Origin of the sequence: Halobaculum sp. EA56, from assembly GCF_051195075.1 — an archaeon.
Taxonomy (GTDB): Archaea; Halobacteriota; Halobacteria; order Halobacteriales; family Haloferacaceae; genus Halobaculum.
Genome location: NZ_JBNTJX010000010.1, coordinates 38,043 through 50,503 on the forward strand (window position 1 = coordinate 38,043; position 12,461 = coordinate 50,503).

At 71.0% G+C, this 12,461-nt stretch carries 14 protein-coding genes; 5 read left to right on the forward strand and 9 right to left on the reverse strand.

What is annotated here, in order from left to right; translation table 11 throughout:
* Positions 1–44 precede the first annotated feature (44 nt).
* Complete coding sequence (locus tag ACQUQ1_RS15590; RefSeq protein WP_435065239.1) at positions 45–761, reverse strand: TetR/AcrR family transcriptional regulator; 717 nt, start codon at positions 759–761, stop codon at positions 45–47.
* A 203-nt stretch (positions 762–964) separates the two neighbouring features.
* Between ACQUQ1_RS15590 and ACQUQ1_RS15595 the strand changes: the two genes are divergently transcribed.
* The 3 genes from ACQUQ1_RS15595 to ACQUQ1_RS15605 all read left to right on the forward strand — a co-directional run bounded on the left by ACQUQ1_RS15595 (position 965) and on the right by ACQUQ1_RS15605 (position 3,520).
* On the forward strand, positions 965–1,552 hold the full coding sequence (locus ACQUQ1_RS15595; protein WP_435065240.1) for an IMP cyclohydrolase: 588 nt from the start codon (positions 965–967) through the stop codon (positions 1,550–1,552).
* A 460-nt stretch (positions 1,553–2,012) separates the two neighbouring features.
* Positions 2,013–2,792, forward strand: coding sequence for an MBL fold metallo-hydrolase (locus tag ACQUQ1_RS15600; RefSeq protein ID WP_435065241.1), 780 nt, complete (start codon positions 2,013–2,015; stop codon positions 2,790–2,792).
* A gap of 17 nt (positions 2,793–2,809) precedes the next feature.
* Positions 2,810–3,520, forward strand: a complete 711-nt coding sequence (locus tag ACQUQ1_RS15605) for a metallophosphoesterase family protein (RefSeq protein ID WP_435065242.1) — start codon at positions 2,810–2,812, stop codon at positions 3,518–3,520.
* 36 nt (positions 3,521–3,556) lie between these two features.
* On the opposite strand, the gene ACQUQ1_RS15610 is transcribed toward ACQUQ1_RS15605, so the two are convergent.
* Both ACQUQ1_RS15610 and ACQUQ1_RS15615 read right to left on the reverse strand, forming a co-directional pair.
* Complete coding sequence (locus tag ACQUQ1_RS15610; RefSeq protein ID WP_435065243.1) at positions 3,557–4,888, reverse strand: MFS transporter; 1,332 nt, start codon at positions 4,886–4,888, stop codon at positions 3,557–3,559.
* A gap of 116 nt (positions 4,889–5,004) precedes the next feature.
* The gene (locus tag ACQUQ1_RS15615) at positions 5,005–5,439 is read right to left on the reverse strand and encodes a DUF2391 family protein (protein WP_435065244.1); all 435 of its coding nucleotides are present in this window, start codon (positions 5,437–5,439) and stop codon (positions 5,005–5,007) included.
* A gap of 209 nt (positions 5,440–5,648) precedes the next feature.
* On the opposite strand from ACQUQ1_RS15615, the gene ACQUQ1_RS15620 reads away from it, so the two are divergent.
* Both ACQUQ1_RS15620 and ACQUQ1_RS15625 read left to right on the forward strand, forming a co-directional pair.
* Positions 5,649–6,830: an aspartate kinase gene (locus tag ACQUQ1_RS15620; protein WP_435065245.1), complete on the forward strand. Its 1,182-nt coding sequence runs from the start codon at positions 5,649–5,651 to the stop codon at positions 6,828–6,830.
* 86 nt (positions 6,831–6,916) lie between these two features.
* The gene (locus ACQUQ1_RS15625; protein WP_435065246.1) at positions 6,917–7,504 is read left to right on the forward strand and encodes a DUF7090 family protein; all 588 of its coding nucleotides are present in this window, start codon (positions 6,917–6,919) and stop codon (positions 7,502–7,504) included.
* Positions 7,505–7,547: 43 nt separating this feature from the next.
* On the opposite strand, the gene ACQUQ1_RS15630 is transcribed toward ACQUQ1_RS15625, so the two are convergent.
* The 6 genes from ACQUQ1_RS15630 to ACQUQ1_RS15655 all read right to left on the reverse strand — a co-directional run bounded on the left by ACQUQ1_RS15630 (position 7,548) and on the right by ACQUQ1_RS15655 (position 12,105).
* Entirely contained in the window at positions 7,548–8,375 is an 828-nt protein-coding gene (locus tag ACQUQ1_RS15630) for a DUF7089 family protein (protein ID WP_435065247.1), read from the reverse strand.
* A complete protein-coding gene (locus ACQUQ1_RS15635) occupies positions 8,376–8,465 on the reverse strand; it encodes a hypothetical protein (protein ID WP_432765008.1) in 90 nt (29 codons plus the stop codon). It abuts the gene before it with no gap.
* A gap of 34 nt (positions 8,466–8,499) precedes the next feature.
* On the reverse strand, positions 8,500–10,011 hold the full coding sequence (locus tag ACQUQ1_RS15640; protein ID WP_435065248.1) for an MATE family efflux transporter: 1,512 nt from the start codon (positions 10,009–10,011) through the stop codon (positions 8,500–8,502).
* 429 nt (positions 10,012–10,440) lie between these two features.
* Complete coding sequence (locus tag ACQUQ1_RS15645) at positions 10,441–11,067, reverse strand: OapC/ArvC family zinc-ribbon domain-containing protein (RefSeq protein ID WP_435065249.1); 627 nt, start codon at positions 11,065–11,067, stop codon at positions 10,441–10,443.
* A gap of 1 nt (position 11,068) precedes the next feature.
* Complete coding sequence (locus ACQUQ1_RS15650) at positions 11,069–11,464, reverse strand: DUF2073 domain-containing protein (protein ID WP_435065250.1); 396 nt, start codon at positions 11,462–11,464, stop codon at positions 11,069–11,071.
* Positions 11,464–12,105, reverse strand: coding sequence for an Era-like GTP-binding protein (locus ACQUQ1_RS15655; protein ID WP_435065251.1), 642 nt, complete (start codon positions 12,103–12,105; stop codon positions 11,464–11,466). The genes ACQUQ1_RS15650 and ACQUQ1_RS15655 overlap by 1 nt, the downstream gene beginning before the upstream one ends.
* Between the last annotated feature and the right edge of the window lie 356 nt (positions 12,106–12,461).

Sequence of the window (12,461 nt, forward strand, 5' to 3'; positions counted from 1 at the left end):
TCCGACGACACTTCTGCCGTCGTGAAAAGCCTATGCGCGGCGGCTCACCCCCCGTCGGGGGAGGACCCGTCGGTCGCGGCGGGCCCGTCGGTCGCGGCGAACTCGTCGATCCGGCCGTGGAGCATCGACCGGACGGGCGTGACGACGTCGAACTCGGCGGTGTGTCGCTGGAGCATCGCGCCCGTGAGCGTCGCGAGCAGCCAGGCGCCGGCGGCCTCGGGGTCCGCGCGCTCGTCGATGACGCCCGCCTCGACGCCGTCGGCGACAGCGTCGGCCAGCCGCTCGCGGAGGTGGCGGTCGATCCGGGTGAACTCCTCGCGGAAGCGCGGCTCCGCCACCGCCTGCGCGCGGAGGTCGATCATCGCGCGCTGCGCCTCGGTCATCTCCTCGTCCAGCTCGGCGCCGAGGTAGATGTCGACGAGCGCCCGGATCCGCTCCAGCGGGTCGGCGGCCTCGCGCTCGGCGGCCTCCAGCATCTCGATGAAGTGGGCGCCGGCGAACGAGAGGAAGCCCGCGAGCAGGTCGTCCTTCGAGTCGTAGTGGTAGTACAGCAGCGACTTGCTCTTCTCGAACTCCTCGGCGATGTGCGAGACGCTCAAGTCGGCGTAGCCGTGGGTTCGCAGCGCGCGGTACGTCGCCTCCATGATGAGGGTGTTCACGTCCGGCTCCCCGTCGGCGCCGTCGTCGGTCGAGCCCGCGGCCTCGCAGTCGCCGCCGCTCCCCCCGAGCGCGTCGCCTCCCCCCTCGGTCCCGTCACTCATCCGTTGGCCCCCATCGCGGCCGGGCGGGTATTAACCCCGCGAAATCGGGGGGTCGCCACGGGAGGACGGGAACACAGCCGGCGGAGCCGTCCGCGGAGCGGTCCGGTCCGGTTCGGTTCGGTCCGGTTCGGTTCGGTTCGTCGCGGTTCCCCGACCGTGCATACATCACTACCTACTTGTCCCCGGAGTGGGCACACTCGTGTATGTACATCGGACGCTTCGTGGTCGTCGGGCCGAAGGTGGGCGCCTACCGCGTTTCCTCTCGGTCGTTCCCGAACCGGAAGGCGACCCGCCGCGACGACGACACGCTGACGGTCGTCCCGACGGCCGAGGCCGAGGAGACCGACAACCCCTACGTCTCGTACAACTGCGCGCGGCGGGCGGGCGACGGGGCCGTGATCGGCAACGGGTCGCACGTCGACCCGATCGCCGAGAAGTACGACCGGGGGTACCCCGCGCGCGACGCGCTCGTGGAGGCGCTGCACGCGATGGACTACGAGAAGGACGACTACGACACCCCGCGCGTCGCGGGCGTCGTCGAGGCGGACGCCGGCTACGTCGGCATCGTTCGCCGCGACGCCCTGCTCGTGCGCGAGGTGGACGAGCCCCACCTCGTGGCGACGTACGAGGAGGACGAGCCCCGGCCGTTCGAGTTCGAGCCGCGGACCGCGGTGGCGGCCGCGCGGACCGCATACGGCCTCGACTACGAACACGCCGTCTGTGCGGCGGGGGTCCACGTCGGCGAGGAGAGTGTCGGGTTCGCCGTGCAGAACACGAGCGAGGACGAGTGAGCGAGCGAACGCGAGCGAACGAGTCCTCGGCAGGACGGCGGCGAGGTCCGAAGGGCCGAGCCGCCCACGAAACGAGCGAGGACGAGTGAGCGAGCGAACGAGTCCTCGGCAGGACGGCGGTCCCGGATCGCGGCGCGATCCGTGCGCTCGCGTGATCTCCGGTCTCGTCAGCGACGACGTTCCGGGAGCGGCCGGCGGCGTTGTGTTCCCGGGAGATCGGCGTCGGTTTCCTCGTTGTACCGGTATATCGACCGTACTCCGCCCGGATCGCTGCACATCGATTCATCCTCCCGAAAAGGCAATACCTAGTCACACGGTAGCGTGATACACGCCCGACGCCCTATCCGAACAGGGGTAGGGGCGGACCGCAGCCGAACAGAGGGGACCCACCGACGGACCGGAGCTCCGACCGTGGACGGCTCACACGACCTCCGAAACGGACACGACAGGAACCGATCCCATGAGCGCGACGGCTGACGACGGGGACGAACACGCGGACCGCGAGGTCGCCGAGGGAGTCCACCGGTTCGGGACGCGCCGGGTCAACTGGTACGTGGTCGAGGGCGACGACGGGGTGACGGTCGTCGACGCCGGCCTTCCGGCACACTGGCAGCAACTGGTCGACTGGCTCGACCGCACCGGCCGCGAGGTGGACGACGTCGTCGCGCTCGTGTTGACCCACGCGGACGCCGATCACGTCGGGTTCGCCGCCCGGCTGGCCGATCGAGGAGTGCCCGTCTACTGTCACCCGGACGACCGTCCGCTTCTCGGAAGCCATCCCCAGAGCCCCCCGGGGTGGTTCTACCGGAACCTCTGGCGTCCGGGGTTCCTCCGCTACGCCGTCGAACTGCTGCGAACCGGCGTCACCGACGTGGAAGCGCTCGACGACGCCGAACCGCTCGTTGACGGCGAGACTCTTCCCGTCCCCGGCGAACCGCGCGTGATCGTCGCACCCGGTCAAACCCCCGGATCGTGCGCGTTGCTTCTGGAAGACCGCGGGGTACTCCTGTGCGGTGACGTGCTCGCCACGCGGGACATCTACGCGACCGGGAGGGGGAGCCCCAGCTGCTCGGCCCGGCCGACGAGGACCACGACGAGGCCCGAGCGTCGCTCGCTCGACTCGAAGGAGTGGGGTCGGCGACGCTCCTGCCCGGTCACGGCGACCCGTGGCGCGGGGACATCGAGTCGGCCCTCGCGCTCGCACGGTGACGCCGACCCGGCGCCGGAACTACCACGATAGCGCCCGTCCCGTCCCCCATGCGACTCGGCGTCATCTCGGACGTCCACGGCAACCGCGTCGCGCTGGAGGCCGTCCTCGCGGACATGCCGCCCGTCGACGGACTCGTCTGCGCAGGCGACGTGGTCGGCTACAACCCCTGGCCCGCCGAGTGCGTCGCGGCGGTCCGCGAGCGCGCGGTCCCGACCGTGATGGGGAACCACGACCGCGCGGTCGCCACCGGGTCGGCGTTCCGCTTCAACTCGATGGCGGCCGCGGGGGTCGACCACGCCCGCGAGGCGCTGGACGACGACGCGCTGGCGTGGCTGGCCGACCTCCCCGACCGACGGACCGTCGCCGACGGCCGGGTCGCCGTCGCCCACGGCCACCCGGTCGACCCCGACCGCTACACCTACCCCCGGGAGTTCTCCGGCCGCCTGATCGAGCGCGCCGCCGACCGTCTCGGCGACGGCGTCGACGCCGCCGACCTCGACGCGCTGGTGTTGGGACACACCCACGTCCAGGGCCACCGCGTCTTCGACGAGGGCGTCGTGCTCAACCCGGGCAGCGTCGGCCAGCCCCGTGACGGCGACCCGCGGGCGGCGTACGCGCTGCTCGAGTTGGGGGACGACGGGGACGGAGCGACGGTGGAGGAGCGGCGCGTCGAGTACGACGTCGAGGCGGTCGCGGAGGCGGTCGCCGACGCCGGGCTCCCCGAGCGGATCGGGGACCGGCTGTTCGAGGGGAAGTGAGCGACCTCCGGGCGGTTGACGCGGGCGCCCGCGAGACTACGACGGCGACGCCGCTCCCGTCGGCTCGCGGACGGGGCTGACCGCGACCCACAGCAGGCCCCCGAGCAGCGCCACCGTCACACCCGTCGCCGAGAGGAAGGCCAGCGGCCCGACCGCGCCCGCGACCCGCCCGCCGAGGACGTTCGCGGTCCCCGAGACGAGCGTGAGCGCCATCGACACGCCGGACAGCACCGTCGCCCGTCCCACGTCCTCGACCCGGTCGTTCACGTACTCGGTGCGGACCGGGCGGGTGATCCGCTGGAGTCCGCGCCGACAGAACAGCGCGGGGACCAGCAACACCGGCACGAGGGCGAACGCGCCGTAGGCGATCCCCACGACGGGGACCAGCAGGAACAGCACCCCGCGGGTGCCGAGCCGGTCGTGGATCGGCCCGGTCAGGCCGGAGGCGACCGCCGAGACCAACTTGAACCCGGCGTACAGGACGCCCAGCCCCGCGACGGGCACGCCGACCGACCGCATCGCCGGCTGCTCGAACACCCGCGTCACCGAGAAGACGAGGTTGAACAGCGCCGCGTACGCGACGATCCACCGGATCGACGGCCGCGAGAGCTGTGCCCGGAGGACGCCGGCCGCCTCGCGGACCCCGATCGGGTCGGGGGTCGCGTCACGGCCGCGGTCGCCGTCGGGGGCCGCGTCGGTTCCGTTCGTCCGGCCCGTGTCGTCGCCGTCGCGGCGCGTGTCATCCGCCGTGTCCGCGTCGGCGGCGTCGTTCACGGGAGCGGAGTCCGCGTCGTCCGCGGCCCCGGAGTGGTCGTCGGAACCCTGTGTCCGCGGCAGCGTGAACAACACCGGCAGCCCGACCGCGGCCAGCCCGGCGTTCGCGAGGAACGGGATCGCGGGGTCGACGGTGTACAGCAGGCCTGCCGACAGCGCGGCGGCGCCCGAGACGAGGCGCAGGGTCGAGTCGGCGCGGCCGCTGATCCGGGAGAACTCGTCCTCGTCGCCGTGCGTCGCGAGCAATTCGTACAGCCACGCGTCGGCGGTGCCGGTCTTGAACGTCCAGCCGACCGCCCAGAGCGCGTAGACGACGGCGAAGTCCGCCGTCGAGTCGGCGAGCGCGAACCCCGCCATCACGGCGACGCTGACGACGCTCCCGAGCGCGAGCGCCGCCCTGCGGCCGAGCCGGTCGCCGAGGTAGCCGGTCGGGAGCTCCCAGACGACCATCGAGAACAGGAACGTCCCCTGGACGAACCCGATCTCAGGGAGCCCGAGCCCCTTCGACTCCATGTAGACGACCGAGACGGGGATGTAGAAGCCCGACGACAGCGACGCGCGGTAGAGGTAGTACCGACGGACCAGCGACACCATATCGGCGCTACTCGTGTCGCCCCGAAAGGCGTTCCCGGAACGCGGTTTCAGTACCGCGAGTTACTGAAACTCGTTTCCGTCGTCGCGACGGCGGGAGGCGAAACCCGTCCGACCGCTCAGAACACCGAGTCGGCCGTCGCGGCGCCGACCACGGAGAACACGGCGCCCACGGAGACGGCCTTCAGGGTCACGAACAGCTGCGGCATCGTCCCCGAGCCGTACTCCTCGGCGAGGAACGTGTTCGGGGCGTCGAACGCGAGCGCGAGGATCACCACCGAGAGGTACGACACGAGCACCAGCGAGATGAACCGGACCGGGACGCCCGCGACCTCCGCCTCGCGGTCGGGGTCGCGCTCGTCGTCGGCCTTGTACAGCGCGCCGTAGCCGATCGCGAAGACGATGGCGACGGTGCCGAGCGCCTGGAACCAGGCCATGCTCCCCGCGAGCGTCCACACCTCCTCGGTGACGACGAACGGCCCCGCCAGGAGGAAGCCGCCGACGATCTGCTGGGCGGAGTCCGCGAGCGCGTACCGCCTGTTCCGGCCGACCATACCCGCCCGTCGGCGGCCCCGCTGAAAACTCCCCCGACGGCGGCGACCGGTTCCGTCGACGGCCGGTCCCGGCCGTCGCGGCCGGGCCCCCGACCGCCGCCGGCGACCATTGCGAGAGAGGACAGCGTTAAACGCGAACCCGTGCTACCGGGCGCCATGAACCACCGACACGCCGACGTCCACCGACCGCTCGTAGGGGTGCGCGCCTGATGCGCGTCGTCGCCAAGTTCGGCGGCACCTCGCTCGGCTCCGGCGACCGGGTCGAGCGCGCCGCCGACTCCATCGCCGCCGCCGTCGAGCAGGGCCACGAGATCGCCGTCGTCGCGTCCGCGATGGGGTCGACCACCGACGACCTCCTCGACGAGATCACCTTCGAGGTCGACGACAAGGACCGCGCCCAGATCGTCTCGATGGGCGAGCGGACCTCCGTCCGGATGCTGAAGGCCGCCCTCGCCGCCCGCGGCGTGAACGCCGTCTTCCTCGAACCGGGGCGCGACGACTGGCCCGTCATCACCGACGACGTCGGCGAGGTCGACGTGGCGGCGACGAGGGAGCGGGCGGCGACCCTCGCGGCACGGATGGACGGCGTCGTCCCCGTGATCACGGGATTCCTCGCGCAGACGCTGGACGGCGAGGTGACGACGCTGGGGCGCGGCGGGTCGGACACGACCGCCGTGATGCTCGGCAAGTACATGGACGCCGACGAGGTCGTCATCGTTACCGACGTGGAGGGCGTCATGACCGGCGACCCGCACGTCGTCGAGGGGGCGCGCAACGTCGCGAGCATCACGGTGGACGAGCTGCGCAACCTCTCGTTCCGCGGCGCGGAGGTGATCGCCCCCTCGGCGCTCGTGTACAAGGACGAGGACCTCGACGTGCGCGTCGTCCACTACCAGCACGGCGACCTCCTCGGCGGCGGGACCCGCATCGAGGGGAGCTTCGAGAACCTCATCGACATGCGCGAGGAACCGCTGGCGTGCATCACCGTCGCCGGGCGCGCGATCCGGAACCGGCCGGGGATCCTCGCGGACCTCTCGGGGGCGCTGCGCGACGACGAGATCAACATCGACGCCGTCGCTTCCGGGATGGACTCGGTGACGTTCTACGTCGACGTCGAGGTCGCCGAGCGCGCGGAGGCGGCCCTCCACGACGAGGTCGTCGTCGGCGACGGCTCGCTGTCGTCGGTCAGCGTCGAGGGCGACTACGCCGTCATCCGCGTGATGGGCGGGGAACTCCCGAACCGGCCCGGCGTCGTCTCCGACATCGTCGGCCCCGTCGCCGAGGCGGGGATCAACGTCCACGACATCATCACCTCCGCCACCTCCGTCGCCATCTTCGTCGACTGGGGCGACCGCGAGGAGGTGCTGGAGATCGTACAGGGCGAGTTCTGACCGTCGAGGCCGTCCCGGTCTCCGCCCCCGAGTCCGGCGGCCCGCCCCCCAACGGAATTTAAGTTCGCTCGGCCGGAGGAACGGGCATGGACTACACGCTCGCCGTCGGCGACACCGACACCGTCATCCCCGGCGGGACGGGGGTACTCCTGCTCCACCCGAGCATCGGCGAGACCGACCGCATCGACACGGACTTCCTGAAGGCCGACACCGACCACTTCCTCGTCGTCTCCACGCGGACCACCGCCCGCGAGGTCGAACAGAAGCTCGAACACTACGACGTCGACGAGTCGCGCGCGGAGATCCTCGACACCATCTCCGTCGAGCGGGGCTACTCGCGACGCAGCGCCGACCACTTCCACTACGTCTCCGCCCCGGACGACCTCGACGGCGTCGTCCGGCAGGTCGAGACGTTCCTCGCGTCCCACGCCGGCAAGCGTCGGGTGAGCGTCGACTCGCTCACCGAGCTCGCGTACTACGCCGATATCGACGGCGTGTACGACGCCACGGAGGCGATGCTCGACCTGCTGGCCGAACACGACGCGGTCGGCCTGTTCCACCTCTCGCGGGAGGTCCACGACGACGACGAGATCCGGCGGTTCCGCGGCCTCTTCGACGTGGTGATCGACCTCCGCGACGACGGGTCGGTGACGGTCGAACTGCCGGACGCGTAGCGCCGCCCGCTCCTCCCGTGGGGGCGAGCCTTCCCCGTCTCGCTTACTCCCCGAGCTTCTCGAACGTCCGCTCGGCCCACCGGACCGCGTAGTCGGCGCCGTGCTCGCGGTAGGCGGCGGTGTCGAGCGCCGAGAACGGCGCCGGGAGGTCGAGGTCGTGTTTCACAGCCGCGCAGGCGTACTCCGTCGCGGCGGTGAACGAGAGCTCCCCGCGGGCGACCTCGCCCGCGAGGTCGTCGAGGCGCGGGACCAGGCGCTCGCCAGCGTCGACCCACGCCGCGTGGATCTCGGGGTGTGGACCGCTGTCGGCGACGTGGTCGGCGTCGCGGTCGGCGTCCTCCCCCCAGCCGGCGAACTCCTCGCGAGTGTGGAGCCCGACCCACGCGTCGAACAGCGCCGCCGCGAGCTGGTACGTCTCGTTCGGCCCGAGCGGCGTCGCCGCCGCGAGATCCGGGTACTGCTCGCCGAAGAACGGGAGGAAGTGCTCCGGGACGTCGAGCGACAGCTCGACGAACGCCTCCGCGAACAGGAACCCCAGAAAGTCCTCGGGGGTTCCCTCGGCGCGCTTCTTGGCGATGACGGTCGGGGGGACCGTCTGGCGAGTCCACACGACGGTGCCGTCGCCGGGCATGCCGATCGTGAAGTCCGACCCGGCGAACCGACGGAGCTGTGCGGGGGCGTCGTCGGGGACCCAGTCCGTGGGGTACGCGGCCGGGTCGAGCGAGTCGACCAGCAGGCCGAGTTCCTCGGCCGCCTCCGGCGGGAGCGTCTCGAAGTCCGCCCCGGCGTCGAGGACGAGACAGTCCGGGGCGTACGACTCGCGGACGGCCTCGACGGGCGGCGCGAGCGTCCGCCGCTCGAAGCCGGCCATCTACCCGAACGCGAGAACGAGGATGATGCCGACCGAGAGGACGGCCGAGACACCGACGGTACCGAGCACGATCTTCGTCGCCTTGCTCATGGTTCCGGTTCGCATGGCGTGGTGCATAAACCCTTCAATCCGCGTCCGTCGACGCCCCCACGTCAGACTCGCGGGCGACCCGCTTCCACGCGTCGCTCCAGTAGCGAACGAGATTGACGACCGCCCGGGCGTACAGGTCCGCGACGATGGCCGCGAACACGGTCGTCAGCCCCAGATCCATCCCCGGGAGCGGGACGACCAGCGGCGCGAGCCCCAGCGTCGCCGCGAGCGGTCCGGCGAACAGCGTGACGGCGTAGCCGGCCGGCAGCGCGAGTACCGCGATCGGGAGCCGGAGGGCGTACGTGCCGAGGAGGCCGCCGTACAGGGGCCACCGCGTGTCGCCCGCCCCGCGCAGGCCGCCGCGCATCGTCCTGGCGATCGCGAACCCGGCGACGCCGAGGCCGAACACCCGGATGAACGTGACCGTGAGATCGAGGCTCTCGGAACCGAACGCCGCCGCGATCGGCCGGGCGGCGGCGGCGATGGCCGCCCCGATGAGCAGTTGCGTGACGAGCGCGAGCCGGAGTACCTGCCAGCCGTACTCGTCGGCCTCCTCGTCGTCGCCGGCGCCGATGGCCTGCCCGACGAGCGTCGACGCCGCCGTCGAGTAGCCCCACGCCGGCATCAACGCGAGCAGCATCACCCGGCGACCGATCGCGTACGCGGCGACCACCTCGGTGCCGAGCACGCCGAGCACGAACAGGAACGGGAACCGGCCGAACGTCCGCGAGAGCCGGGTGCCGGCGAGCGGGAGGCTCACCCGCACGAGTTCGCGGGCGATGTCGGCGTCCCACTGCTTGCCGCGGACCGGGAGCCTGACCGAGTAGCGACCCGAGAGCAGCGCCCACGCGAACACGACCCCCGCGAGCGTCGTGGCCGCGACGGTCCCCCAGGCGGCGCCGACGACGCCGAGTTCCGGGAACGGACCGAGCCCGAAGACGAGCGCGGCGTTGAGGCCCACGTTCGTCGGGAGCGTGAGCAGGCGGACGTACATCGGGGTGCGGGTGTCGCCAGATCCGGCGAGCGCCCGGGCGGCGATCATCGACCAGAAGCGGAACCCGACCGAGTACATCACCACCCGGAGGTACGCGCCCCCGAGTTCGATCGTCCGGGCGTCGTCGGTGAGGACGCCGACCAGTTCCTCGGCGAAGAAGTGCGTGAAGACGGTGATCGGGACTGCGAGCGCGAGTGCGAGCCACAGCGACTGCTTGATCGCGAAGTTCGCCTCCGCGGGCTCGTCGGCCCCCTGGAACCGCGAGACGACGCTGATCGTCCCGGAGGTGAGCGCGAGCGCGAGGCCGAACGGGACGAAGTAGTACTGGAAGCCGAACTCCAGGGCCGCGACGGCGGCGCCGCCGGCGTACACCCCGACCATGAGGAAGTCAGCGACCCGCAGGAGCGTCCGCAGGCCGCCGGTCACCATCACCGGGACGGCGAGGTCGAACGCCTCGGTCCCCTTCTTCCGGTCGATCAGTCCCAGCCGGGCGAGGGCGGCCGGGAACGCGAACGGGACGGAGCGGAGGCGCTCGCGAAGCGAGGACGACATCCACGCGCGAGTGACGACGGACGTGGCAAGGGCCTGTCGGTAGCGGGCGGTTTCGGGCGGATCGGTCGGGGTCCTGAGCGGAGGAGTACCTGTGGAGCACTTCGGTTCCGGTGAAGGGGTCGGTTTCAGGTGTAGGGGTGAAGTTCGGGTATACGGGTGCAGTTCGGGAGTGGGGGTACATTTCGGGTGGAGCCGGTGACGGGCCGGTCGAGGATGATGGGGATCGGTTCGGACGTAACCGAGGGTTGACCGGTCAGAATAGCGAGAAATCGCCGGTTTCGGGTGCTCGGAGCTCGCCACGTCCGCGATCGGCGGACTGTCCGTGGACCTCCCGCGACCGCCGGACCGGGCCGGACTTCGGTCGACGGAACCGCCCGGACGTGGATCGTCGCGACGGCCCGGTCCCTACGGGGTTCGGGCCGAACCGATTCAGCGGTCGTCCCAGCCCTCGGGCATCTCGATGACGTACCGGCCGTCCTCGCGCAGCGAGATGATGTACTCCTCGCGGTCGTACAGCTCCATCAGGTTCAGTTCGTACTTGCCGGGGCTGACGATGCGGATGGACTCGAACTGGTCGTTGAGCTTCCGGCGGAGCGCGTCGAGGTCGGGGTCCGCGGCCTCCGTCTCCCCCTCGTCGACCACCGGGTCGTCGCCGGCGGGGTCGTCGCCGGGCCCGTCGCCGGGGCCGGTCGACCCGGCCGCCGCCGCGATCTCGTCCTCGGAGACCACCTCCGAGCGTGCGCTCGCCTGCGCGCCGTCCTCGTCGGCGGTTCGGGCCGTCTCCGCGCTCTCGGCGGATCCGGCGACGTCACCCTCGTCGGCGCCCCCCGTGAACGCCTCCCCGTCTGCAGGACCAGCGGGACCGTCGCCTCCGGGGGCGTCCCCGGCGGTGTCGTCCGGCGAACCGCCCGTCGTCGGGTCGACGGTCGACGCCGGTCCGTCGGCGTCCGCCGGACGGAACTGGAACTTGTTTCCGCCGCAGTCGGGGCACCCCGAGAGCATCTCCTTCGAGCCGTCGGCGAACGTCCGCCCGCAGTTGGTACACTGGTGGGGCATGTTACTTCCGGGAGACGAGCGCGCTGATGAGGTCCTCGTCCTTGTGGAGCGTCTCGATCTGGTTGGCCGGCCCGATGACGGTCAGCTTCTTGGCCGACTCCTCCTTGCCGAGGAGTCGACCGACGAGCCCCTGGTTCGGCTTCTGGGTCGACGGGTACGTCTCGATCTCGATGCCGGAGAAGTCGTCGGGGCTGATCTCGGTCATCGTGACCTCGATGAGCTTCGACTCCTCCTCCGGGCTGAGGCCGGCCTCCAGGACCACGATGTCGCCGTCGCGGACCGAGTCGAGGATGAGCCGGATCTTCTCCATCGAGGTGAGCCCCTCCATTCGGGCGCCGCTGATCAGGTCGATCCGGACGCCGTCGTCGCCGTTGTCCGGGGTAGTTGCTTCCGGCATTATCCGAAGTACTCCGCGATCTTCTCGTACACTTCGTCCATGTTGTCGCCCTCCAGCGCCGACAACGGAACCGTCTCGTGCTGCGGGAAGGCGTCGGAGATCCGCTTCACGTCCGCCTCGTCGAGGTCGACCTTGTTCGCGAAGATGAGCACCGGCAGGTCCTGGCTCTCGATGATCCCGATGAGCATCGTGTTGACCTGCGTGAACGGGTCGGTGGTGGAGTCGAGGACGTAGATGACGCCGTCGACGTCCTCGCGGAGCCAGTGCATCGCCTCCGCGACCCCCTCGGTCGCCTCGCGCGACCGCTTGACGGCGTCGTCCTTCTCCATGTCGTGGTCGAGGAACTCCTTGTAGTCCACCTTCGTGGTCACGCCCGGCGTGTCCACGATGTCGATGGTGACGGTCTTCCCGTTCCGTTCGATGGTGACGTTCTCTTTCCTGCGCGCGCGACGCGTCTCGTGCGGGATGTGACTCTCCGGCCCCACCGCGTCGCCGGTCCAGTCGCGGGCGATCCGGTTCGCCAGCGTCGTCTTCCCGGCGTTCGGCGGGCCGTAGATCCCGATCCGTTTGGGTTCGTCGTCGGCGAAGAGCCGATCGGTGACCCGTGTGATACTGTCCCTGAGGTTAGTGAGCAGACCCATCCTGGCCTCCATCCCCCTCCGTCCCGTGTGGAGGGCGTTATCCCCCCAAACCAGCCGCGTCACTTAAGCGCTACGTCAGACGTTGCTTCGAGCGTTCTCGACGGGAACGGACGGGTCGACCCGACCCGCCGGGTCGTTCCTCTCCACCGGCGTCGTTCGATCGAAACCGAGGGGTTCCCTCGACTAGAAACGGGGGTGGGGAACGGTCGGCATGCCGGTTCCCCATCCCGACCGGTTCCGACCGCGGACGCGACGTCCCGGCTTCGGGGCGACGGCTCGGAGCGGGGAACGACGCGGGACGACGAGCCGGCGGATCGGACGGGAGAGAATCTCCGGGTGATCCGACGGCGTCCCGA

Coding starts and splice junctions, on each gene's coding strand:
- ACQUQ1_RS15620 (WP_435065245.1), top strand. CDS start 5,649: ATGCGCGTCGTCGCCAAGTTCGGCGGCACCTCGCTCGGCTCCGGCGAC.
- ACQUQ1_RS15600 (WP_435065241.1), top strand. CDS start 2,013: ATGAGCGCGACGGCTGACGACGGGGACGAACACGCGGACCGCGAGGTC.
- ACQUQ1_RS15615 (WP_435065244.1), bottom strand. CDS start 5,439: ATGGTCGGCCGGAACAGGCGGTACGCGCTCGCGGACTCCGCCCAGCAG.
- ACQUQ1_RS15625 (WP_435065246.1), top strand. CDS start 6,917: ATGGACTACACGCTCGCCGTCGGCGACACCGACACCGTCATCCCCGGC.
- ACQUQ1_RS15595 (WP_435065240.1), top strand. CDS start 965: ATGTACATCGGACGCTTCGTGGTCGTCGGGCCGAAGGTGGGCGCCTAC.
- ACQUQ1_RS15635 (WP_432765008.1), bottom strand. CDS start 8,465: ATGAGCAAGGCGACGAAGATCGTGCTCGGTACCGTCGGTGTCTCGGCC.
- ACQUQ1_RS15640 (WP_435065248.1), bottom strand. CDS start 10,011: ATGTCGTCCTCGCTTCGCGAGCGCCTCCGCTCCGTCCCGTTCGCGTTC.
- ACQUQ1_RS15645 (WP_435065249.1), bottom strand. CDS start 11,067: ATGCCCCACCAGTGTACCAACTGCGGGCGGACGTTCGCCGACGGCTCG.
- ACQUQ1_RS15610 (WP_435065243.1), bottom strand. CDS start 4,888: ATGGTGTCGCTGGTCCGTCGGTACTACCTCTACCGCGCGTCGCTGTCG.
- ACQUQ1_RS15655 (WP_435065251.1), bottom strand. CDS start 12,105: ATGGGTCTGCTCACTAACCTCAGGGACAGTATCACACGGGTCACCGAT.
- ACQUQ1_RS15650 (WP_435065250.1), bottom strand. CDS start 11,464: ATGCCGGAAGCAACTACCCCGGACAACGGCGACGACGGCGTCCGGATC.
- ACQUQ1_RS15630 (WP_435065247.1), bottom strand. CDS start 8,375: ATGGCCGGCTTCGAGCGGCGGACGCTCGCGCCGCCCGTCGAGGCCGTC.
- ACQUQ1_RS15605 (WP_435065242.1), top strand. CDS start 2,810: ATGCGACTCGGCGTCATCTCGGACGTCCACGGCAACCGCGTCGCGCTG.
- ACQUQ1_RS15590 (WP_435065239.1), bottom strand. CDS start 761: ATGAGTGACGGGACCGAGGGGGGAGGCGACGCGCTCGGGGGGAGCGGC.